The 25,053-nt window shown below is 37.7% G+C and carries 16 protein-coding genes; 4 read left to right on the forward strand and 12 right to left on the reverse strand.

Annotated features, from left to right (window positions below; all coding sequences use genetic code 11):
• Window positions 1-30: 30 nt before the first annotated feature.
• The 9 genes from astD to Q4489_RS02755 form a co-directional block, all read right to left on the reverse strand.
• On the reverse strand, window positions 31-1,500 hold the full coding sequence (gene astD, locus Q4489_RS02715) for a succinylglutamate-semialdehyde dehydrogenase (RefSeq protein ID WP_303476734.1): 1,470 nt from the start codon (window positions 1,498-1,500) through the stop codon (window positions 31-33).
• Between the two features lie 54 nt (window positions 1,501-1,554).
• Window positions 1,555-2,571 carry an arginine N-succinyltransferase gene (gene astA, locus Q4489_RS02720; RefSeq protein ID WP_303476736.1) on the reverse strand — a complete coding sequence of 339 codons (1,017 nt, stop codon included), beginning with the start codon at window positions 2,569-2,571 and terminating at the stop codon, window positions 1,555-1,557.
• A 47-nt stretch (window positions 2,572-2,618) separates the two neighbouring features.
• Window positions 2,619-3,836 (reverse strand): aspartate aminotransferase family protein, encoded by a 1,218-nt coding sequence (locus Q4489_RS02725; protein WP_303476739.1) that lies wholly within the window; start codon window positions 3,834-3,836, stop codon window positions 2,619-2,621.
• A gap of 544 nt (window positions 3,837-4,380) precedes the next feature.
• Complete coding sequence (locus Q4489_RS02730) at window positions 4,381-5,532, reverse strand: HDOD domain-containing protein (protein WP_303476741.1); 1,152 nt, start codon at window positions 5,530-5,532, stop codon at window positions 4,381-4,383.
• A gap of 77 nt (window positions 5,533-5,609) precedes the next feature.
• Complete coding sequence (locus Q4489_RS02735) at window positions 5,610-6,197, reverse strand: aminodeoxychorismate/anthranilate synthase component II (protein ID WP_303476744.1); 588 nt, start codon at window positions 6,195-6,197, stop codon at window positions 5,610-5,612.
• Between the two features lie 193 nt (window positions 6,198-6,390).
• Window positions 6,391-7,335: a biotin-dependent carboxyltransferase family protein gene (locus tag Q4489_RS02740; RefSeq protein WP_303476746.1), complete on the reverse strand. Its 945-nt coding sequence runs from the start codon at window positions 7,333-7,335 to the stop codon at window positions 6,391-6,393.
• Complete coding sequence (locus tag Q4489_RS02745) at window positions 7,332-8,045, reverse strand: allophanate hydrolase subunit 1 (RefSeq protein ID WP_303476749.1); 714 nt, start codon at window positions 8,043-8,045, stop codon at window positions 7,332-7,334. Before Q4489_RS02745 ends, Q4489_RS02740 begins: the two co-directional genes overlap by 4 nt.
• Window positions 8,032-8,763: a 5-oxoprolinase subunit PxpA gene (locus Q4489_RS02750; RefSeq protein WP_303476752.1), complete on the reverse strand. Its 732-nt coding sequence runs from the start codon at window positions 8,761-8,763 to the stop codon at window positions 8,032-8,034. The genes Q4489_RS02745 and Q4489_RS02750 overlap by 14 nt, the downstream gene beginning before the upstream one ends.
• Before the next feature lies 1 nt (window position 8,764).
• Complete coding sequence (locus tag Q4489_RS02755; RefSeq protein ID WP_303476755.1) at window positions 8,765-9,934, reverse strand: YcbX family protein; 1,170 nt, start codon at window positions 9,932-9,934, stop codon at window positions 8,765-8,767.
• Between the two features lie 207 nt (window positions 9,935-10,141).
• On the opposite strand from Q4489_RS02755, the gene mpl reads away from it, so the two are divergent.
• The 3 genes from mpl to Q4489_RS02770 all read left to right on the forward strand — a co-directional run bounded on the left by mpl (window position 10,142) and on the right by Q4489_RS02770 (window position 15,553).
• The gene (gene mpl / locus Q4489_RS02760; protein WP_303476758.1) at window positions 10,142-11,509 is read left to right on the forward strand and encodes a UDP-N-acetylmuramate:L-alanyl-gamma-D-glutamyl-meso-diaminopimelate ligase; all 1,368 of its coding nucleotides are present in this window, start codon (window positions 10,142-10,144) and stop codon (window positions 11,507-11,509) included.
• An 8-nt stretch (window positions 11,510-11,517) separates the two neighbouring features.
• On the forward strand, window positions 11,518-12,138 hold the full coding sequence (locus Q4489_RS02765) for a flavin prenyltransferase UbiX (protein WP_303476761.1): 621 nt from the start codon (window positions 11,518-11,520) through the stop codon (window positions 12,136-12,138).
• A gap of 190 nt (window positions 12,139-12,328) precedes the next feature.
• Window positions 12,329-15,553 (forward strand): amidohydrolase family protein, encoded by a 3,225-nt coding sequence (locus tag Q4489_RS02770; protein ID WP_303476763.1) that lies wholly within the window; start codon window positions 12,329-12,331, stop codon window positions 15,551-15,553.
• A 394-nt stretch (window positions 15,554-15,947) separates the two neighbouring features.
• On the opposite strand, the gene Q4489_RS02775 is transcribed toward Q4489_RS02770, so the two are convergent.
• The 3 genes from Q4489_RS02775 to Q4489_RS02785 all read right to left on the reverse strand — a co-directional run bounded on the left by Q4489_RS02775 (window position 15,948) and on the right by Q4489_RS02785 (window position 23,260).
• Complete coding sequence (locus tag Q4489_RS02775; RefSeq protein WP_303476766.1) at window positions 15,948-19,547, reverse strand: S8 family serine peptidase; 3,600 nt, start codon at window positions 19,545-19,547, stop codon at window positions 15,948-15,950.
• A gap of 361 nt (window positions 19,548-19,908) precedes the next feature.
• Window positions 19,909-22,755: a hypothetical protein gene (locus Q4489_RS02780; RefSeq protein ID WP_303476768.1), complete on the reverse strand. Its 2,847-nt coding sequence runs from the start codon at window positions 22,753-22,755 to the stop codon at window positions 19,909-19,911.
• A 103-nt stretch (window positions 22,756-22,858) separates the two neighbouring features.
• A complete protein-coding gene (locus Q4489_RS02785) occupies window positions 22,859-23,260 on the reverse strand; it encodes an Arm DNA-binding domain-containing protein (protein ID WP_303476771.1) in 402 nt (133 codons plus the stop codon).
• A 665-nt stretch (window positions 23,261-23,925) separates the two neighbouring features.
• Between Q4489_RS02785 and hemE the strand changes: the two genes are divergently transcribed.
• Complete coding sequence (gene hemE / locus Q4489_RS02790; protein WP_303476774.1) at window positions 23,926-24,993, forward strand: uroporphyrinogen decarboxylase; 1,068 nt, start codon at window positions 23,926-23,928, stop codon at window positions 24,991-24,993.
• Window positions 24,994-25,053 lie beyond the last annotated feature (60 nt).

Here is a 25,053-nt window from a genome sequence, read left to right on the forward strand (position 1 = left end):
TTATTGGCTTCATTAAAGCGTGATCAGTATTTATTTTATGGTCAGTCCTGGCGATAAATTTTCAGGTAACGATACGGCGTTAGCTTCTACAGAGGCTACTGGGTATGCGCAATAGTCTGCTGCATAATAAGCACTGGCTCTATGGTTACCACTGTCGCCAATACCACCAAAAGGTGCGGCGCTACTAGCACCTGTAATTGGTTTGTTCCAGTTAACAATACCGGCTCTTATACGTGAGAAGAAGTGTTGATAGTCTGCTTCACTGTCGGCAAGTAAACCTGCTGATAAACCAAATGCGGTGTTATTTCCTTCATCAATAGCAGCATCAAAATCGGTATAGCGATACACTTTTAATAAAGGACCAAAATGCTCTTCATCAGGGATATCTACGCCAGTAACATCTAAAATGCCTGGTGTTACAAACCCGGTACCTGCTTTTTTATGGGTTAATTCAACTAATGATTTGGCACCAAGCTTGATTAACTTATCTTGCGCACTCACTAATCCTAAAGCGGCTTTTTCAGAAATCATTGAGCCAATAAATGGTTGCTGTTCATCATCATAATAACCAACGCTAATGGCTTTTGTTGATTCAATAAGTTTGGCAAGTATGGTATCGCCTTGTTCACCTGATTGAATAAATAGACGACGTGCACAAGTACAACGTTGACCGGCACTTATAAAAGCTGATTGTAAAATGTCATGAACTACGGCGTCAGTGTTTTTTACATCTTTCACGATTAACGGGTTATTGCCGCCCATCTCTAACGCTAAAATTTTGCCAGGAAGACCACCAAATTGTTCATGCAATAATTTACCTGTTGTTGAGCTGCCAGTAAAAAATAGACCATCAATTTGAGGATGATTCGCCAGTGCCTTACCTGTTGAAACTTCACCTTGCACCATATTAAGTACACCCTCAGGAAGTCCAGCTTCTTGCCATAATTTTAAGGTGACTTCTGCCGTTAACGGCGTTAATTCACTAGGTTTAAATACAATGGTATTTCCGGCTATTAATGCAGGCACGATATGGCCATTTGGTAAATGGCCTGGGAAGTTATAAGGACCAAAAACAGCAACTACGCCATGAGGTTTATGACGAATAAACGCTTTGGCTCCAGGCATTGGGTTTTCAACGGTTCCTGTTCTGTCATGGAACGCTTTAATTGAAATGGCGATTTTACCAACCATTGCACCTACTTCGGTTCTTGTTTCCCAGAGTGGCTTTCCTGTTTCTTGTGCGATAGTTGTTGCTAATGTTTCTTTGTTGTCAGTTAATAACTGAGCAAACTTTTCAGTTAAGGCAATGCGTGATTCTACCGATTTAGAAGACCATGGAGTAAATGCATTACGTGCTGCTTTGATAGCTTGTTCAACTTGTTGTTCACTTGCCGCATTCCCTTGCCATATTTCAGTGTTGTTTGCAGGGTTAACAGAGTTAAAAGCTGAGCCTTGACCTTCAAGCCATTGGCCATCGATAAATTGTATTGGGTGCGTCATTGTTTTTCCTCATCACGACTGTTGCGTGTATTTTGTTGAATGCGAATGGTGCTGTTAATTTTTTATCACTCTGATCCAGTCACCATCCGAAACATGTAAGCTTTCAGCTACTTGTGGAGTAATTACTGCTTGATGAGCGGTTTCTCGCATTAGTATCGGTGCTTGTACAGCTCTAAAGTCAGCAATTTTGTTGTTACATAAAATGTAGTTATCACTGCTATCAACATCACCAACGATAACTTGGCAGCGTTGGCTTTCATTAACTGAGCGTATATCTCTCGTTTTAGCTTCAACGGTAGGACCGGCATCGAAAATATCAACGTAGCCACGTCGGCTAAAACCTTCTGCTTCAAGTAATCTTAATGCTGGTACTGTTTTATCGTGTACTTTATCGATAACTTGTTGCGCTTCTTTACTGAGTAAATTGACATAAATAGGGTATTTAGGCATTAATTCAGCAATAAATTCTTTCTTCCCAATGCCTGTTAAATAATCAGCGGTTGGGAAATCCATTGAAAAGAAGTGTTCTTCTAACCAATTCCAAAAAGGAGAACGACCTTCATCATCAGAAACGCCTCGCATTTCAGCGATAACTGTATCTGAAAAGCGCTCTAAGTGTTCTGCGATAAACAAAAAGCGCATTCGCGACAAAAAACGGCCATTGCTATTTTTTCGATGACTTTCTGATAAGAATAGGGTGCATATTTCAGTTGCCCCCGTATAGTCATTACAAAGCGATAAGGTGTCAACAGTGTTATATACATTCAGCTCTCTAGAGCTGTGAACCACTTTACCAACATGATAATGATAAAAAGCATCATCTAGACCAACGGCTGCTTCTATACCACTTGTTCCGACAACTTCTCCAGTGTCGGTATCTTCCATGACAAAAAGGTAGCCTTCATTGCCAGGGGATGAAACGTCACGATGGAAAGAAGCTTCAGAGTGTGCAATGCGTTGCGAAAGTAGCTCTTCATTGACCGGTAGTGAGGTAAAACCATGACCTGACTCTACGGCAATTTTATGCAGCGCATCGTAGTCGTTTTGTCGAATAGGGCGAATAATGATCATATCTACTTCTCAAGATAAATAGAGCCTCTGAAAAGAGGCTCATTAAGCTATGCGTTAACGACTTTTGCTACAGCACGCTCAAATCGAGCTAAGCCTTCTTGGATATCTTCATCAGGGATCACTAATGAAGGTGCGAAACGAACGACACTAGCGCCGGCAACAAGAGTCATTACGCCTTCTTCCATGGCAGCAATAAGAAAATCTTTTGCTTTACCTTGGTAGTCATCAGACAATACTCCACCGATTAACAAACCTTTTCCGCGAATTTCTTTGAATACGTGGTATTTATCATTGATGGCATTTAAGCCTTCGTTATAAATTGCAGCTTTTTGACTTACGCCAGCAAGTACTGCTGAATCTTTCACTGTATCGAACGCTGCTTCAGCAACAGCACATGCTAATGGGTTACCACCATACGTACTGCCGTGTGTACCTATTTTTAAGTGTTTTGCTATTTCAGTAGTCGTAAGCATTGCACCAATTGGAAAGCCACCGCCAAGGGCTTTGGCTGTGGTTAAAATATCAGGTGTTACGCCAAGGCCCATATATGCGTAAAGATCGCCTGTTCTGCCGATACCAGTTTGTACTTCATCAAACACGAGTAGTGCATTGTGTTGATCACATAATTCACGAACACCTTTCACAAACTCGTCTGTTGGCGAAATAATGCCACCTTCACCTTGCAAAGGTTCCATAACGATAGCACAGGTTTTTTCTGAGATTAGTGCTTTAACACTTTCTAAGTTGTTATATTCGGCATGTACTACATCACCCGGCTTTGGTCCAAAGCCGTCTGAGTATGCTGCTTGACCACCAACGGTTACTGTAAAAAACGTTCGGCCATGAAAGCCTTGTTTGAATGCGATAATTTGTGTTTTGTGCTCGCCATGCACTTCAAGTGCCCAGCGACGTGCAAGTTTTAAAGCTGCTTCATTAGATTCTGCGCCAGAATTGGCGAAATATACTTTTTCAGCAAAGGTATTATCGACAAGTTTTTTCGCTAGACGTAGAGCAGGCTCGTTGGTCATTACATTTGAAAGATGCCAAAGTTTTTCACCTTGTTCTTTTAAAGCGCCTACTAGCGCTGGGTGACAATGTCCTAAACAGTTAACTGCGATGCCGCCGGCAAAATCGATATACTCTTTACCTTGTTGGTCCCAAACGCGAGAACCTTCGCCTCGTACAGGAATTACTGCTGATGGAGAATAATTAGGTACCATAACTTCATCAAATAATTCACGGCTAACTGGTGGGTGATTACTCATTGTCTACTCCTTAAATTCGGAATGCTAACTTATTTGTTTAATACTAATATCAGCTAATGCTATTTTAGTCGTTAAATTACGTTTGTGTGTTTAACTTTGCAGTATAAACTTTGTACACGAAAATACTTGCTATGCTGAGCGTAAATATTGTGTGAAATAGATACGTCAAAGGTAAACATACCAACGGCATTATGACAGATAAAAAGATAGTTGTCTTGTTTGAATGTGCTTGAAAGCCTTGTAAATCAAGGGGTTTATGTTTTTTATTCAATTATATTGCATAACTATAATTGATAAATCGATTCTATAAATTTGATAGAGCTTGAGTGTATTTGAGCATTTCTTGATACGTTAATAGAAGTTTACATTTCATAAATACTCAAAAATAAATGCTAATTTTATCGCAATGTTGTCGACATTTTTTCAGATTTTTGTCGCATTTGACCACAATGTTATAGCATCTTGTATAACTCTTTTGGTGTGTATAAAGCGTCAAGGTAACATTAAAGAGGCATGTCACCTGGAACGTTAAAAGAAGTTGGCTTTAGGTGTGATCAAAGGTCAGTTTAATATGATCAATATCTGATTTTTTCAGTAGTGCTATTTCTGCCTTAGTCAATTTTACGCTACTGAGTAATGTTTTAGCTTGTTCTGTAGAGAGCATTTCATCGGCTGCTAAATTTCGGTACATCACATACGCCTTGGCTTTAACAATAAGCTGTGCGATGGGTGTCATTGTCTGTAAGTTATTGGTATAGGCAAGATCAAAAATAGGCTCAGTGATCATTAAGCGGTCAAAGCGCATTAACTCCACTAAATCAGCACTAACTGCTGCACTTCTTGTGGTCAGTTGTTGATGCATTAATTCAGGTGATAAATCAAATTCAACTAATACATCATGTAAACGTTTATCTTTATTATCAAACGCTTTTTTTACTTCTTCTTTGTGTAAATCATTGTAGGTTTGAATATAACTTCGCGTAACAGCAAGTAAGCCTATATTACTAAACATGGCTGCTGAAAAGGCAGTAAAAGTGTCTAATTTATGGAGCTTTGCCAGTGCTTGTGTAGCAAGCGCGATTGTGAGTGAATCGTTCCATAGTTTTCTTTTCATTGCACCAAAAGGAGAGGTACTTGTTGGTAGCCAATGTTTTAACATAAAGGTGGGCATGACTAATTTTAGGTTTTCTAAACCGATGTACGTTAAGGCTAAATTAGCATCGCTCACTTGAACATCTGCGCGCTTTCTATACTGTGGTTTGTTAACGAGTTTGATAAGTTCATCAGCAAGCCAAGGCAGCGATGCTACCAGCGGAGATATTCGTTTCACTGAGGCAGCTTTTACGGCTAAAATTTCCATAATAGCTGGCGCAGCATCTTCTATCTGTAACAGATTGGTGTATAAGCTTTCTTTTTGATCGAAGGCACTGTTTACCTGCGTGTTCACTTGGGTAAAGAATTTGCTCATCATTTGATGTTTAAAATGATTTTTCCCGTGCTCTTCAATGAGTCTGTCTTTATTTGCTTGCTCTTCTACGGCTAATAATTCTCTTCTTCGATTCTCTTGTTCACTGTTTTGTTTGGCAATAACCGAAGTTGCATTATGCTCACGCTCGACATATTCCTTCCCTATAGTAAGTGCAATTGCTTTTTGGTAAATCGGTGAAAGGAGTTCGTTATCTTCAAATATTTTCATGAGTATCTATTTTTAAGCGTGACATCTTGCTATCGGCATCAGTAGCATAACGTTTAATTTTATGGGTTTAAACACAATTATAGAGGTTGTTGAGTAAGAAAGTTTTTTAATAATTGATGGCCTTGCTCTGTTAACACTGATTCTGGATGAAATTGTACACTGGTAAGAGCGAGTTCTTTATGCGTTAGTGCCATTATTTCATCAATTTCCCCCTGTTCGTTTTCTGTCCATGCTGTTATTGCTAGCGATGCGGGTAGGCTGCGTTTATCAACGATTAATGAATGGTATCTAGTGACATTCAATGGTTGATTTAACGAGGTAAAAAGAGAGTTTCCTCGATGACGAACTTGACTCGTTTTACCGTGCATAACTTGGCGAGCTTTGATTATTTTTGCACCAAAATATTGCGCAATACATTGATGACCTAAACAAACTCCTAAAATAGGAATTTTGCCTGCGAAGTGCTCAACAACGGCAAGCGAGATACCTGCTTTGTCAGGATCACAGGGACCAGGTGATATAACAATATACTGGGGCGCAAGCTGTTTAATTGCTTCAATGGTGATTTCATCATTACGGAATACTAAAACCCGTTGCTCGAGTGATTCGAAATAATGTACGAGATTAAAGGTAAACGAATCGTAATTGTCGATCATTAATATCACAAAGAAACCTTATAGAAACAAGCAAGAAAAACCGCGGCTATTCTAAAGTGATAGCATTGATAATTCATCAACTATTTTGTACCTGAGGTATTCATTTGTAGGTTTGATATAGAGTCTGTTGATCTTTTGATATTAAATTTTGTTTGAATTAAACGCGAAAGATCAACAGGCCCTAGTTCAATAGTGCTTAGTTTCACGTTAACCCCATACGTTTTCTAAATGAAAGCAATTGTGCTTGTGCTTGACTAAGCGGTGTCATGTTAAAATTTACTTGTTCACCAGGACGTTTCTGACTCAATCGAATAACATCGGTATATATCACCACACCAAGTACCGGGTAACCGCCGATTGTTTGCCGTGCTTTCATTAAAATGATCGGTTGGCCATCAGGGGGCAATTGAATGGTGCCTAATGTTACAGGCTTTGATAATTCTGTTTCTAAGGATACCTCAAGTGGCTCACCTGTAAGACGATAACCCATTTTATCACTGAGTGTTGAGACCTGGTATGTTTGAGTCAAAAATGTATGTTGATGTGTTTTTGTCCATGCATTAAATAAATTACTTGGAATAAACCTAAGAGTTAATTTATCTTTTTGTGATTGATGGAAAAGGTTTCTATCTTGTTTTGGGGTATTACTGATAACATTTTCATGTTTACTTTTCGAGCCTGTATTTGCTGATAAAGTAAATGCTTGACCTTGATAAATGGGGGGTATATGCCCGTTTATATGATGTTCGTTATGTGTGTAACTTGCACTTCCTAGCCAGTTATTGCAATCAAATCCACCTTGAACGCTAAGGTAAGTATAAAGCATATTTCTCGGTGTTCGTAATTGTAATACATCGCCTTTTTCCATGAGTAGTAGTTGGTTATTTTCTACGTTGCGATTGTTAAGGAGAGAATGGCAATCTGCTCCGGTTAACATAATGGTGCAAGGCTGATTGAATTTGAACGTAACATTACCTAGAAATATTTCAAAGGCTGGAGTGTTAGCTTGATTTTCGAGCAGTAAATTAGCAAGCAAAAAACTATATTCATCTGCGGCACCTGATGTGCTAAACCCTAAATGCTGGGCTGATGGACGACCTAAATCTTGTATAGAAATGTTTTTAGTACACTTTTCGACAGTGATCATAAGCGACTAATCTCTTCAAGGTTACCGCCTAAGGCAATAAATTTTTCTTTCGAAATAGCGGTAAAACGAACCACTTGGCCTAAATTAATGGCTGGTTCAAATACTTGGCTTTGTGTTGTATACATTGGCAAAGGTGTGTAACCGATGATATGCCACCCACCAGGGCTAATATTTGGGTACACGGCGGTTTGTTGCCCTGCAATAGCCACTGCGCCTTTGGGTACGTTAGTGCGAGGCGTATCACGCCTTGGTAATTGCAGTTGCTTTACTAGTGATGCTAAATAGCAAAACCCAGGTGTGAAACCATGAGCGTATGCAATATAGCTATTGGTACTATGGTGATCAATCACTTCTTTTACACTTAGCGATAATTGGTTTGCCACATGGTCTAAATCGACACCATGGTAATATACTGGAATATTGAGTTCCGGCGTGTTGCTGGTATCGTCACGCGATACCGTAGAATTGGCAGTGTGCTCAATGATGGTTTCAAGTAATTGCGAGTAGGTAATCAAATCAAAGCGATAATAAATGAGCAAGCTATTATAGCTCGACACCATCTCAATTACTTTATGCGAAAGTGCAGCGTTTAATGAAATTTTCAAATGCGAAATTGCCTGTTGAATGGTGGGTGAAATAGTTTCTTGCCATTCAACGAGTACAGCATCTTCAGCGATAGCTGAAATTTCGACTTGCTCAGCGGTGTTCATTGAGTAGTTGTCTTAATTGTTTGACGAGGGTAACCGCGTGTTGGTTATCACCATGAATACACAAACTATCTACAGTTAGCGGTAACGTTTGACCTGACACTGACAATAGCTTTCCTGTTTTTAGGAATTGCGCAATATTTTGCTGAATTTGATTCGTATCATGTATTGTTGCATTTGTATGTGTACGCGGGACTAACAAGCCATTATCTTGGTAGTTTCTATCTGCAAAAGCTTCGGTTATTAAGTTGATATTGTATTGTGCCGCAATCTGTTGGAATTTATTCATTTCAGGAATTGCCTGTACCATGAGTGACACATCGATAAACATATTGTTTATTACTTGGCAAATCACAGTAAAAATATCGAGATCTTTCATCATATCATTGTACAAAGCGCCATGTGGTTTTACATAGCGTAGTTGACCACCGTTAATTTTACATAATTGCGCAAATGCGGCTAATTGATAATGTAATATCGCTTCAAGTGAACTTTGGGGTAACACCATGGTTTTCCTGCCAAAGTTTTCTTTATCTGGGTAACTGGGGTGAGCACCAATGCAAACCTTGTTTTTTATGGCGAGTTTAATGGTGTGATCGATAGTTTGGGGATCAGATGCATGCAAACCGCAGGCTATGCTCGCTTGGTCTATATATGGCATCAACAACGCATCGTTGTGATGTACTTTTTCACCGATGTCGCAATTAAGTAGCAGTGTCATATTATTGTGAACTTAACACTAAGTCAGATAGTGGGATAGCGCTACATGCTAATATATAACCTTGTTGTTTTTCTTCGTCAGTTAAGCCATCATCAGCTAACTGCTTTACCTCACCACTTTTAAGTTTTATTTTACAACGACCACACATACCACCTCGGCAAGAGTACGGTAATATCAGCCCTGCGGCTTCTCCTTGATCTAAAACTGGTTCTTGGGTGTTTCCTTTATGGGAAGTATCCCAAGACTCAAACTGTAGAGTTACTTTTTTAGGCACAACTTTTGTAGGCTGAGTTCGTGCTGTTTTTTCAGGATCGGCTTCGGGAATACTTTTCTTTGTTTTTGATGGTTTACAGTATACTGGTGCATCTTGTTGTTTAATTATCGTTATATTGTCACCTTGGCGAATAACCCCTTTATTTAGCGCCACCATATTTTGTCCGAAAATAACGTCGCCATTTTCCATTTGGCGGTATTGCTTTAAGGTGTTTAACGGTTCTTGCTTGCTGTGCTTTTCACCAGTGTTTGGGTTAACTGTGGTAAATATACAGCGACTGCAAGGTTTGGTGATTTCAAATTCAACTTCACCAATACGGATATGTTTCCATGTATCTTCGGCAAATATATCACTATTTTTTACGACTATGTTTGGTCTAAATTGGCTCATACTGACCTGATGATCTGATAAGCGCTGGTTAAGATCATCTAACGTTGCTTGTGTGGCGATTAGTAATGGATAACCATCAGCAAAAGCCACTTGATTATTTCTGTTTTTAACAAAGCGAGTTGAGCGCTCAGCAAAGAAATGTAATTGGCAGGGTATACCTAAATATTGACTAAACCATTTATCGTAATGTTGGTGGCAGTATAGCGCTTCGATGTCGTCTTTCCACACTGTTACGTTATGATATTGCTCACTAAATTTTTCGGTCGTCACTTCCAGTACGGGCATGTCTGGCGCGGTTAATACTAATCCTTCAGGAGTTATATTAACGTTAATTAAACACAGTGTTGGTTGCGTTCTAGCGGTGATAAATTGACCATCTAACGTGGTTAAAACAAAACGACGATCAAAGCTTAACCCATAATTATCAACCCAAGCATGCGATAAACTAATACCTGCTGCTGATTTTATTGGGTAGATATGTAACGACTGAACTTCTAGGTTAGGCACAATAATTCCTTTAGGTTTCTTTGTGATGATTTTGGCAAACCGAGTGAATAAGTGCAATTGTAATTAAATGAAATATTAGGTTTTTGTTGTTTATGCGCTGAATACATTACTTAATAATGGGTTTAATGATGAGTTTAAAGGTGAGTTTAGTGGTGATATCGGGTATATTGCAGACCATTACTGAGCTCCCAAATAGATAGGAATTATATGCATCTTCATATACTTGGCATTTGCGGTACTTTTATGGGTGGCATTGCTGCAATTGCTAAACAGCTTGGACACCGCGTCACGGGTTGTGATGCTAATGTGTATCCGCCGATGAGTACTCAACTAGCCGCATTAGGTATTGAATTAAAACAAGGCTATCACGTTGAACATTTAAATGATGAACCTGATTTGGTGATCGTAGGTAATGCCATGTCTCGCGGCAATGAGATGGTTGAACATATTCTTGACCGCAATATTCCTTATATCTCTGGACCTCAATGGTTGTTAGAGAATGTTTTAAAAGATCGCTGGGTGTTGGCAGTTTCAGGCACACATGGCAAAACAACAACAAGCTCAATGCTTACGTGGATATTAGAATACGCCAAGCTAACACCTGGTTTTTTAGTTGGTGGTGTACTGCAAAACTTTAGTTGTTCTGCCCGATTGGGTAACTCCCCTTTCTTTGTGATTGAAGCTGATGAATACGACACGGCTTTTTTCGATAAACGATCTAAATTTGTTCATTATCGACCACGAACGTTAGTGATCAACAATCTGGAATTTGATCACGCTGATATTTTTAATGACTTGAGCGATATACAAAAACAATTTCATCACTTAATACGCATGGTACCAAGTAATGGTTTGGTACTTGCTCCTGCAAATGACAGTGCTATTGAAGAAACACTTTCAATGGGGTGTTGGACACCAACAGAATTTAGTGTTGATGATGTTAAACAACACTTGGGCTGGCATGCTGAAAAACTCACGCCAGACGGTAGTCAATTTATAGTCCGTTTTAAAGATGATATTCAAGGTACGGTTAATTGGTCTTTAATTGGCGATTTTAATATTGATAATGGCTTAATGGCGATCGCTGCTGCACGCCATGCGGGAGTACCAACTAAAGTTGCGATAGAAGCCCTCTCCGAATTTGTTAATACGAAACGTCGTTTAGAGTTACGCGGTGAGATAAATCAGATAAAAGTATTTGATGACTTTGCCCATCACCCCACTGCAATTGAAAAAACATTAAGTGCTGTAAGAGCAAATGTTGGGGAAGGACGAATTCTTGCTGTGTTAGAGCCAAGATCGAATACCATGAAGTCAGGTGTGCATAAAGATACCTTAGCAAAGTCACTCTCAACAGCCGATCTGTCATTTGTTTATCAGGGTGATAAAATAACTTGGTCAGTAGATAAGCTCATTCAAGATTGCCAACAGCCGTGTATTGTTGATAATGACTTATCGCGTTTTACTGCTGCAATTATTGATCATGCACAGGTTGGTGATACGATTGTGGTCATGAGTAATGGTGGTTTCGGTGGAATTCACGAGCACTTGTTAACTGCATTAGCAACTAAATAATTGAGGTAATGATGAGCAACTTTACAGGAAAAATCACGTTAGCGATCACTGGCGCTTCTGGCTCACCGTATGCGTTAAGGTTAATTGAATGTCTTGTTGCAACGAATTATCAAATCTACTTGTTGGTATCGAGCGCTGCACGCGTAGTGCTTGATACAGAAGTGTCATTAAAACTGCCGGCGGCACCAGATGCGGCTACCTCATTGTTAACGTCACATTTTGATGCAAAAGCAGAACAAATTACCGTTTTTGGTAAAGAACAGTGGTTTTCACCGGTAGCCTCTGGCTCTGCGGCGCCTAAAACCATGGTAGTTTGCCCATGTTCAACCGGTACATTAGCTGCTATTAGCCAAGGCATGAGTGATAACTTAATCGAACGTGCCGCTGATGTGGTGATAAAGGAACGTGGACAGCTGATTTTAGTACCAAGAGAAACACCATTTTCGACCATACATTTGCAGAATATGCTGACACTTTCACAAATGGGCGTCACTATTATGCCGGCGGCTCCTGGCTTTTATCATAATCCTCAATCTATTAATGATTTAGTTGATTTTATGGTTGGCAGATTGCTTGACCATTTAAATATTTCTCAAAACATCATGCCTCGCTGGGGCTACCAAAAATAATTAACGTTTATATCTATAGCTATTAGGCGTTTACCGTAAAATTATTCTCGTCTATCTCAACCACATTGAAATTTTGTATACATCTATGCTTTAGTGTTTACTATAACTGTTAAACGCTAAAGACAGCTGTGTGTTGAATCGCGCCTGCTTAGTGATAAAAATTATAATGATAACCCGATAGGATATTCAAATGCCTCAAAAGCCACTACACATGTTGTCGACAGCAGCGCTTACTCTTGCTTTATCAATGGCAAGTGCAAGCAGCATTGCTGACGAAAAGTTATCTGCTGATAAAGATAAAAAATGGTCGGTGAACGAACCTCAAGGTGAATTTACTACCGCTAATATCAATGTAAGCCAAGGAACTTGGATGAATGTTGATGTAAGCCCTGACGGAAAGACAATTGTTTTTGATTTGTTAGGTGATATTTATACCATGCCAATTTCCGGCGGCAAAGCAACGGCTTTAATGACCGATATTGCTTGGCAAATGCAACCTACTTTTAGCCCTGACGGTAAATATATTGCCTTTACTTCTGATCAAGACGGTGGTGATAACCTATGGGTGATGAATGCAGACGGTAGTGATGCTAAACCCGTTACGAAAGAATCATTTCGATTGCTAAACAGCCCAGCTTGGTCACCTGATGGAGATTACCTTGTTGGTCGTAAGCATTATACTGGCAGACGTTCACTAGGCGCAGGTGAAGTATGGCTGTACCACAAGTCAGGCGGAAGTGGTGTAATGTTAACTAAACGCCCGAATGAACAAAAAGACTTAGGTGAGCCAGCGTTTTCACCTGATGGCCGTTATGTGTATTTTTCTCAAGATGCAACGCCAGGTAAATATTTTGAATACAGTAAAGATTCAGAATCAGGTATTTATCGCATTAAACGTTTTGAATTAGCCACAGGGAAAATTAAAACGATTATTTCAGGCAAAGGTGGGGCTATTCGTCCTGTACCTTCTCCAGATGGAAATACTTTAGCGTTTGTGAGTCGCGATGACTTTCAGTCTAACCTTTATCTCTACGACCTAAATAGCGGTGAAAAAATACTCGCATATGAAAACCTTGATCGTGATATGCAAGAAACCTGGGCTATACATGGTGTGTATCCAGATATGGCATGGTTGCCAGACAACAAAACATTAATTTTTTGGTCTGGCGGGCATATCAATCGATTAAATACTGAGAACGGCCAAGTTAAAGTGATACCGTTTGAGGTAAACACTCAAAAGAAAATTCAAACCGCATTACGTTTTCAACAAGACTTAGATCAAGACACCTTTAATACGAAAATGATCCGGGATGTTGAAGTGTCGCCAAATGGCAAACAAGTTGTGTTTGAGTCAATGGGTTATTTATATACCCAAAAAATGCGTGATGGCAAAGTGAGCGGTAAAGCGAAGCGTTTGACAAAACAACGCGATTATCGTGAATTAAATCCAAGTTTTTCACGCGATGGTAAAAAGATTGTTTATACGACGTGGGATGATAAGTCACTTGGTCAGGTGATGGTAACTTCAAGTCGCGGTGGCAAAGGTAAATCACTGATTAAGGAGCCAGGTAAATATATCGAGCCGAGCTTTTCGCCAGACGGAAAAACCGTTGTTTATCGAAAAGTACGAGGCGGCGGAATATTAGATCCTAAATGGGGCTTAAAAACAGGTGTCTATCAAGTATTGGCAAAAGGTGGTAAACCGGTTTTAATTACCGAGTCAGGTTCTGCGCCACATTTCGGTGCTAAAAATGACCGTATTTATTTAACTCGGGGTGGCAAGAAAACGCAATTATTTAAAATAGATTTAGATGGTCAACATGAACAAGCCTTATATCAAGGTAAGTTTGCCACTGAATATCGCGTTGCGCCAAATGGCAAACATTTAGCATTTGCAGAACGTTTTAAAGTGTTTGTTACACCATTTGTTGAGCGCGGTTCGGTTATTGATACAGGGCCAAGTGCTAAAAACTTTCCGGTAAAACAATTATCGGTGCGAGCAGGTGAAGGCATTAATTGGCACGGAAATTCTGCAGCTTTATATTGGACCTTAGGCCCAGATTTATATCAGGCAGACGTTTCAAACTTGTTTGATTTTGCTAAAGATGACGCAAAAAAATCTGACGTTAAACCTCGTATTACTTCATTAAGTTATGAACATACAATCGATAAACCGACAGGTAAAATTGCTTTTGTTGGGGGTAAGGTTGTCACCATGGACAATAAAGGTGTGATTGATAACGGTGTTGTGGTTGTTGACGGTAATAAAATTATTGTAGTGGGTAATCAACAAAGCGTTAGTATTCCAAAAGATGCGAAAGTTATTGATATTACCGGTAAATCCATCATACCAGGATTGATTGATGCCCATGCTCATGGTGCTCAAGGAAGCTATCAAATTATTCCTGAACAAAACTGGAAGAACTATGCTGGGTTGTCACTAGGGGTGACGACGATTCATGATCCTTCAAATGATACAACCAGCTTTTTTGCTGCAAGTGAAATGCAAAAAGCAGGTGAAATTGTTGCACCACGCCTATTTTCAACAGGACGTATTTTATATGGAGCAACATCAGCTGGCGCTACGGCCCACGTTGATAGCTTAGATGACGCAAAGTTCCACATTGAGCGCTTACAAAAAGCTGGCGCTTTTTCCGTGAAAAGTTATAACCAGCCACGTCGTGATCAACGCCAACAGTTTATTCAAGCAGGGCGTGAAGCTGGTGTGATGGTTGTGCCTGAAGGTGGCTCTCTTTTACAACATAACTTAACGATGCTGATAGATGGTCACACAACGTTAGAGCACTCTATTTCAACGGCTAAAGTTTATGACGATATTAAACAATTGTGGTCGCATTCTGAAATGGCTTATACACCAACGATGGGGGTTGCATATGGGGGTATTTCTGGCGAGCACTATTGGTACGACACAACTGAGGTATGGAAACACCCACGTTTAAGCAAATACGTACCGAGTGAAATACTAGAACCGCGCTCAATGCGCAGAACTAAAGCGCCATTACATCACTATAATCACTTTAACGTCGCTAAAGTGGCTAAAGAGATGCAAGACTTGGGTGTGTTAGTGAATGCTGGCGGGCATGGTCAGCGTGAAGGTTTAGCGATGCATTGGGAAATTTGGATGATGGCGCAAGGCGGTATGTCACCTATTGAAGCATTAAGCACCGCGACAATAGCACCGGCTAAGTCTCTAGGTTTAGACAAAGACCTAGGTTCATTAACACAGGGTAAACTTGCTGACTTGATTGTCATTGATGGTGATATAACACAAGACATTCGTTTATCTGATCGTGTCACTTATACTATGATAAATGGCCGACTATATGACGCTGCAACTATGAATGAAATTGGTAACTATGATAATAAACGCTCAAGGTTTTACTTTGAACAGTAATTATTAAGCATAAAAAAACCGACGTGAATCACGTCGGTTTTTTTGTGCGTTCTTTTCATCGTCAACATAAAATCAGTCGCTGCCAGGTAGAATAACACGAAATTTTATAGTATCTGCCAATCAAGAACTCATTAATAGAGAGCGAAGTTCAATGCTTATTTATACAACTTGTCGAACATCATCGAAAGTATAATTCCGTAGATAAAAGTACAACACATAAACATAAGGTAAAAGTTCCAATTTGCACTTCCGTTGGTGGAGGGGGTCAAATCAAAGAAGTATGTTGTAGTTAACGCAAAAATAATTGTTAAAAATGATTTTATATAATTCATTTCAAAAGTCCTTTATTATCTAACTCAATTCAGTAAAAGTATCGTCGTTAAAACTTCTATTTTTATATGTAACGAATTTTACGCGTTAGACTCTTGTAAATATCCTCATATTTGTTCTTCAACCTCACTATTCGGCTGGTAAAGATCAATAGCAATAAAACATACATACTACCACCACCAGAGTCGTCAGAGCTCTTGGGTAAGTTATTGTTTTTAGTGTTTGAGTTATCACTACGTGATGCATCTAATGGGTAGGCGTCAGTACTATCTGAAACGCCATCGCCATCATCATCAGAATCTGCATTATTACCTATGCCATCGTTATCAGTGTCGACTGATTCATTAGGATCAAATGGAAAATCATCGTTAATATTATTAACACCATCTCCATCACAATCATTGGTATCTAATGTACTATTACTAACATGAAATGCTGGTTCTGCAGTATATGACAAGCTACTTTCTTCGCTATTTTGCACATGAAAGGTTAAATCATAAAAGCCGGGTAAAATATCTGAAAGATTAACAATTGCATTTTTGTCTTGTACCATTATTGGAGGCTGCTGCCACTCACCGTTATCTGAGGATTTAATAAATAGTTGAATGTTTTCAGCAACTATAGTTTCATCAAATTCAATAGAGATACTGCCCTTTCTACATTGCAATTGATGAGTTAAATGATTAGCCGTAATTATCTGTAAATCTCGTATTACAGGCGGGCTAAATTTTTCATTATTTAAATCAAAGGTTAGTTCAGTTGAAATATTACTTGTTCTATCTTCAATAATATAACCATTAAAACTAATTTCTGTTTGAACTTTCCCAGATTGTATTGGAAGAGTAATATATTGCGTAATAGCTCCTAAATTTAAATGCGCATAATTATGACTAACAATGTCTTCATAATTATTAGTGTATATTTTAACTTTATCTAACCAGTAGCTATAATGTGAATCTCTGAAGAATGCGTTACTATTGGTATCAGTGAAATTATAAACAAACTTTCCATTATTCAATTTGCTTACTGTACCGCTCCAAAACGGTAATAATTTGCCAACAGAAAGTTGATAGTGTTCACTTGGTTCGAATATTTTAATGACTTGGTCATTATAAAAGTTATAAATGGCTAATTGCTTGCCTTCATTAAGTTTAAAATGAGGACTTTCATAAAGCTTAATATGATCTTCATTATGCCATTCTTTATTATTTATACGGTCATTGAAGTAAGAATATTTGAAGTTCTCACCTAAACCTGTTGAATAATAAGTTCGCCCTTGTTCAATATTATTAAAAGAGAAGTACTCCCCAAAGCTATCTTCAGTTGGTTCATTTATATTCCAACGGGAATAAACAAATGCATCTAAAAATGGTTCTGTTAACAATGGAGGCTGTGCATAATTAAGTTTTATTTTTTTATAATCATCCTTTTTAATTTCAACATATGGTTCTTGCGTTATAGGACTATCGAATTTATAAGAGAAAGAGTGGTGCTCTGTCGCTTGTTCATTATTGTTTTCTGAAAATAAATGAAAAGTATAGCCATCAGGAATACTATTAAAGCTGAAGGTTGCTTCTTGCTCAGCTTCTAACTCAAAGCTTAGAAAATTATTCTTAATAAACTTCCCTGTGGATTTATTAAACATAGATAAACTAACGCCTTTTTGGCTGTCTTTAGACATACCACGCTCACCACTTATTTTTTTACCCTTGAAATTTTCAACGTTAAAATGAAGCTTGGTTGTGGCTTGCTCAACAGATACATCTATTGTGTAAGAATTTTCAAGCACAATATCGGGATAAAAAAGAAATGTAGTCTCTCTTAATGGATTAGTGCCTGAATTTTTAGCAGAATCGATCAATTTATAATTTCCAGGAGGCACAAAAACGCGCTTTGTTTGTCCGGATAAGCTATAGGGCGACCATATTTGGGTATCATAAATGTGAGTTTCATCTTCATTTAGGATAATAAGATCAGAATAGTTTTGAGGATAATTAATAAAATTTATATTGATATATGAGCGATGAAAAAAAACAATGGGCACATTATAAATTTTGTCGCTAATTTTGAAGTTAATTGCTGATTGATAGACAGGCGAGTCTTGCGATATAGGTAATTCATTCATATTTACGCTCATACTTAAATCTATTGATAAAGTTTCACCTGCGGCTAAAGTAATCGATGATTTAGCGCTTTGATAACTTATGGATGGATGTGCTGATTCAGTAATGTGTATTGGAAAACTAACTTCTTCTGAGTTTGGGTTACTAATAACTAACGGGGCTGTGACTTCATATAAATATTGAGAAAAATCACTATCTCCGAATGAAATGATAGGCGTATCAATAACGATCGGTAAATTTATTGCTGACAAAGCATTTATCAAGCCACTTCCTTCTGCTAGTAAATCATTGACTATTGGTGAAGCTGTTGAGACTAATGATGCTTTAATTTGAGCTGGTGTTTGATGCGGCGAATATTGTTTCATTAAGGCTATAACACCAGCCACCATAGGTGATGCCATACTGGTGCCACTTAGTTCGCCATATTCACCATGCGGTAAAGTTGAGTTTATTGACACCCCCGGAGCAGCTATCTCTGGTTTTAATATAGCAATACCTGACGAAGGGAGGCCTCTTGAGCTAAAGTCAGCAATATTTTGATTGTCAACACTTGCGGCAACTGTGATTGCTTTTTCAGCATCAGCAGGAGAGCCGATTACATTATGTGTAGAGCCATCGTTTCCTGCTGACACAACCACAACAACACCTTGTTCAACAGCACTATTTACAGCTTCAATCAGTGCTTCATCATGTTGAATGGAGCCCAAACTCATATTGATAATATTAACACTATCCGCTGTAGCAGGATCGCCGTCAGGATCTAATGCATATTCAAGACCTGCAATAACATGAGAATTATCACATATACCAAAATCATCACACACTTTAACAGCCAGCAATCGCGCATCAGGCGCAACACCTTTTAACTCTCCATTTGCAGCAATAATTCCCGCAACATGAGTACCATGACTTTCATTATCAAAAGGATCATTATCACCTTCAATAAAATCATAGCCACCATAAACTTTACACCCCGCGCCGAAGCAACCACCTAAATCTGGGTGTGTATAATCAATGCCAGTGTCTAATACGCCAACAGATATATTTTTCCCTGTAATTTTTTCACCGTTTTTTTCAATGGACCAAACTTGATCAGCCTTAATTAGATCAATATTAGTTACATTGGAAGCCGAAGTTATTTTATGTTGAATAACTCTGTTGACTCTCTTAACTGAGCTCATCGATGAAATTTTATGTATTTGTGATGGAGAAGCGCTGATAACAACAGCATTAATCAATTTATCAAATTGTTTATTTACTGATACTTTACCCTTAAATTTATTCTGTATATCGCCTATTAGAACTTTTTGCTGTGATACGATGTTAGCCTTGACTTGCTTAATGTGTGATTTGTTTTTAATTCGCTGGTTAGTTTTTTGATTCATTTTAAGTTGCTGATAGAAGCTTGGCGCTTCTAATGTAACGATATATTGCTCATTGGGGTGTACTTTATCTTTTTGAGTGGATTTAAATTTTAATTGATCTGAGAGAGCAGGGAAGCAGCTTAATAAACATAAAGCAAAAGCTAAAAAATAATTCACAACACAATCCTTTGTTTGGTTAATATATTGTTTTAACAGTATAAAAACAATATATCAATTCACATAAGAAATTAAAATGAATAATTGAACGTCAGGCAATAAAAAAGCCTTACCGAAGCAATGTGTTATTGGTTTGTAAATCTTTGTATTTAAAGGTTTAAATTTTATTTTTATTTCTTAGGGGGGTATGGGGGACTTTTAAGTAGTAATTCTAATAAGCTGTTAAATATAAAAACTAACTAACAGCTTATTAAAAGTAATGAAATTAAAAAACATTAAAATCAATATTTTGCACAAAATATGGCCGAACGAGTAGAGGCTATGTATACACTGAGTAACTCTAATTCATACAGATTTACATTTATAACTTATGTGCCATAGAGCTATACTTAAAAACTAATCTTGACTTGATCACAAGATCCGTTATTCGTAATAAAAGGCATTTCAATATTGCTCTTTGCTTGTATGTGTATATGAAAAACAAGATAAAAAGAATAAACCCAAAGCTACCTCCTGACGATGATTTTTGATTTTCTTCTTGAGGGCTACTTGCTTTAGTCGGGGTAACTGGGTTACTCGTTACTTGTTCAAAAGTACCTTCACCATCATAATAACTGCCTACTACCGTAATCGACTTAGCTATATCGTCTGATGTGATTATATAGCTATTATTAGTTTCACCATCAATAGCTATATTGTCTCTATACCATTGATAACTCATTTCACCTTTACCATCGGCATCTTCAATACTGCTAACTACCGTTATAGTTTGATGCTCAAAGGCAGAGCCAATAATGTCGATTGTACCTTCAGGAATATGGTTAGAATGCAAGCTAAATAGCTCATAACCGTGATTTTTTAATAAGCCGGAGAAATAGAGTTTATTTTTATAAACCTTCATTTTAGAAAGGTGATGTAAGTGGTTTACCGGCTTATCAGTACTTACATCGAGAGTTAAAGATATCTCTTGTGTGCTAAAGTCATAATCATACAGTGAGATAATGCCATTATCCGCAACTTTAAAATACAGTTTGTTATTGTAGATTGTTAGGTCATAAGGTAATGCAGTGCTTGCAATATAAGGCGTCACTTCAACGATTGTTGATTGCTCAGTTTGTGTGTCATAAATATTTAATGCTGCACTATTTTGTGTTGTTGTTGGAAAGTACCATTTATTTTCTTTAATTATTGGCGCGGCACTAGATACAGGGACATTCTCTACTTGAACTACTTGTTGAGTATTAGCATCATATGTAAATAATTGCTGTTCCGCCTGTTCGTTCGGCGCAGTGAAGTATAGTCTGTCCTCTGCAACAAAAAAGCTATTTGCTATGTGGGTTAGAAATTCTGATCTAGTGCTGGGATAGGATATTTCAAAAACTGAATTGAACTCCGACAAGTCCGTATTGAACTCATAAAGTTCAACAGAAGCCATTTTGTTTCGGGAATAATAATTAACAAGGTAGAAATACAAATTACTTTGGTAAACGATAAAACCTGACATATCCCCAGTTAGATAATCTGGCATCCCGTTATAATCAATGAGTAAAGGTTGAAAAGTATTTGTATTCGCATCGTATGCATAAAAAAAATTTTCAGTGAGATCCCAATATTTATAAGAACTAATGAAGTAAAGCTTGTCATTAGCAACTGTTAAAGATTGAGGTTTGATTAGCCAACCTTGTTCATAGTTATCTAATACAATGGTAGTTTTGGTATCGTCATTGTAGGCAACTAATCCTCGACCTGATTTGTTAGCAAAGTATAGTTTGCTTTGGTACTCAACACCCGGCTCAACTATATCTGAATCCGATACTCTAGCCACTTGTTTTTCTACTGCATCATAATAGTAAAGCTGATTTTTATCAGCTTTACCTTCATACGCACTAAAATAGAGTTGTTCATTATACTCAATAAATGAAGATGGCAAGCTACTAGACGTATCTGAATTAGAAAAATTTTCTATGACTTTATATTCAGAAAAATCCTGGCTTATGGTAAATATGCTACGTTTTTGATTAACATCATTTGCCGTTAAATATAACTTATCATCTAATAGAACCAAGTTATTTGGATCGCTGCCTTCTACTTCTGGCACAATATCAGCAGCAAGGTTTACTTCTCCATTTTCATAATCATAGCTATATAGTTCTCTTCCGTAAATATCATTTTCGGCTGTAAAAAGCAGTTTATTATTGTGTTTAGCCACAAACAACGGAGAGCTGTCATTTTCACCAATATTAATATCGGCAACTAAGATGTATTCATTGGTGACCAGATTATAGCTATAAAGCTCTGTCCCTAGTTCAGTGCTTTCAAGGCTGAGTATAAGGTTGTTATCTTGAATCGTTAATAATTCAGTTATTTCAAAGTCATTTAAGTTCTGAGTAGCATTAGTAATGATATTAACTTTGGGGTCGTAGCGAGCAACACCTTTAGAGGGAAAATTAACATACAACTTCTCATTGTAGGTAAATAATGACGTAAATGCCCTGAATCCCATGACTTCATCGAAGTTATTTTCGGCAACATCGTCTAAAAAGGATGTTTTATCTGTATCCTTATCATACACATATATGCCCCCGTAATAGTCCCAAGGTAAAATCATATACAATTTATCTGCAACCACTAAAAGCTGAGAATTACTATTTAAATCAGAACCGGATCGAAATTTAAAAATGGCTTTTCCTTCTACGCTATCGAAACTATAAAGTGATGTATGTATAATTCCCCCTCCAAATATTTCAACTGTGAAATACAGCTCATCCTTGTAAATTGTAATATTACTAGGGTAATCAATTACCCCTGCGACACTACTAAAGCTTTTCAATTTATTTTTTAAATTATTTTGTGCGTCATATAGATATAACCCATACCGCTTACCATCAAACGCAAAGAAATAAAGTTTGTTATTAAAAACAAGCAGGTCATGAATATCGCTACTGCCTTCCCCTATATTGATATCTGCGATTAGTAATGTTCCTCCTGTTTTAGGGTCATAAGCATAAAGCTCTTCGCCTAAAATCCCACCGTCAGCAACAAAGTATAATTTATTTTGATATGGCGTTAAGTATTTACCTGCCCATGCATCAATAGGCGTTTGATTAATATTATCTACTAATTCAACTTTTTCAGCAAAAGTAGGAAAGGAAAGAAAGGAAAGAAAAAAAGACAGTAAAAGAAACGTACAGCGTAACCATAAAAGCATTAAAAACATCATCCATAAATGTAAATTCAATCGATTCAGTTTATACTTTTCAATGTTTTTTAACAACTAGCAGTTTAATTGTTGTTATGCTTAGTGCAGTTATTTACAGAACTCTAAAGTCATCTAATGATTTTTGTCTACGTTCACCTACCTTTATTCTTGCTTTAAAGTTTTCTTCGTATTGTTCATAAAGATCAACAACAGATAAATTTTGAATAACCTCTTCACGTTTCTTTTCTATCGGGTTAATGCCGTTCTCTAATAGTAGTAAGTTTTCTCGTGCTTTTTTTCTAGCTTGTTCGATTGTGTTTGCAGGGAACTTTCCTAACGTGACTCGAATATTTTTGCCTGCAACTTTTTTAGCTACTGAAAATGACTTTGAGCCAGCAGAAGTAACTCGTACCGTTAGCTCAGGAACTTTAGTATCTCGATATTCAATACGACCTTGTTCAGGTATTTCTATATTGTTTATTGCGGCAATTGTGAAATTGAATCGTTTAGCCATTTAAATGCTCCCCACTTTTAAAGTAACAACTGGGGGTTCCTTGGGGGTGCTTTAAACGTATATTTTGGTCAATTTTGATTAATTTCAAATAATGAATAAAATCCATGATATTGCCTGTGTCCCTTGTATATTAACGTCCGTTAATGTTAACACATTATTTCAGGCAATAAAAAAGCCTTACCGAAGTAAGGCTTGAAATGCTCGCTGTATGGTCTAGTTTTACTAGCTTCTTATTAATTTTTGTTTTTTTATTATTATTGTTTTCCGTTAGCGCGGGACAATTTATAGCAAAGGGATTATTGCCATGCAACAACTTTATTAGAGCATTTATACCACGAGTTTTTTCGTATAACGGCTTGTTAGCACAATGTTAATGAGTATTAAAAAAGCACTAAAATTAAGATGCCTTCTGAGGTTGCTGAATTCATTGAAATTTATCTATATATCAGGTTGGTTATATATTGAGCAATGTGCGGGTTTTATCGCAAAACAGTCATTAAAAAAAAGTTAACAAAAATTTATTTTATTTTAGTGAATAGTTAATTATCTATCTTCTGTAGGGAGTACTTTTATATATTTTGCATCATAACAATTTGACATAGAACATAGATCAATAAATAGCGCGGTGGTAGAATGCGCGCATTATTTTTTTTGGATGCATTTTAATGACTGAATTGAAAAACGACACGTATTTACGCGCCTTATTACGTCAACCTGTTGATTACACCCCTGTATGGATGATGCGTCAAGCAGGTCGTTATTTACCAGAATATAAAGAAACGCGCAAAGATGCGGGTGATTTCATGGCACTGTGTCGTAATACTGAGCTTGCTACCGAAGTAACTTTACAGCCATTAAGACGATTTCCATTAGATGCGGCGATTTTATTCAGTGATATTTTAACTATACCTGATGCAATGGGCTTAGGTTTGTATTTTGAAACCGGTGAAGGGCCTAAATTTGAACGACCTATTACTTGTAAAGCTGATGTTGATAAAATAGGTATTCCTGATCCTGAGGGTGAACTACAATATGTGATGAATGCGGTACGGTCAATCCGCAAAGCACTCGATGGTAGTGTGCCATTAATAGGTTTCTCAGGAAGTCCTTGGACACTAGCAACTTACATGATAGAAGGGGGGAGCTCAAAAGCCTTCACTAAAATCAAGAAGATGATGTATGCAGAGCCACAAACCTTACATCTGTTACTTGATAAACTTGCAGATTCTGTGATCAGTTACCTTAACGCACAAATAGCAGCAGGTGCTCAATCTGTTATGGTATTTGATACATGGGGTGGTGTGCTATCGCCACGCGACTATAAAGACTTTTCGTTACAGTACATGGCAAAAATTGTAGATGGCTTAACCCGTGAAAATGACGGCCGTCGTGTGCCCGTTACGCTTTTTACAAAAAATGGCGGTATGTGGTTAGAATCAATTGCAGCGACAGGCTGTGATGCCGTTGGTTTAGATTGGACCATTAACATTGAAGATGCAAAAGCTCGTGTAGGCGATAAAGTTGCGTTGCAAGGTAATATGGACCCTTCAATGTTATATGCGCCTAAAGAACGTATTGAGCAAGAGGTCGCATCTATATTAAAAGGTTTTGGCCAAGAGAAAACCGGACACGTTTTTAATTTAGGTCATGGCATTCATCCTGATGTAAACCCTGAACATGCCGGCTATTTTATTGATGCAGTACGCCGTTTAAGTAAACCGTATCATTTATAAACGAATATAAAAAAACAAAAAAAGGGGTCAGGTACAATTTAGGCTTAAATTGTACCTGAC

The organism is Thalassotalea sp. 1_MG-2023 (assembly GCF_030546745.1).
Classification (GTDB): Bacteria; Pseudomonadota; Gammaproteobacteria; order Enterobacterales; family Alteromonadaceae; genus Thalassotalea_C.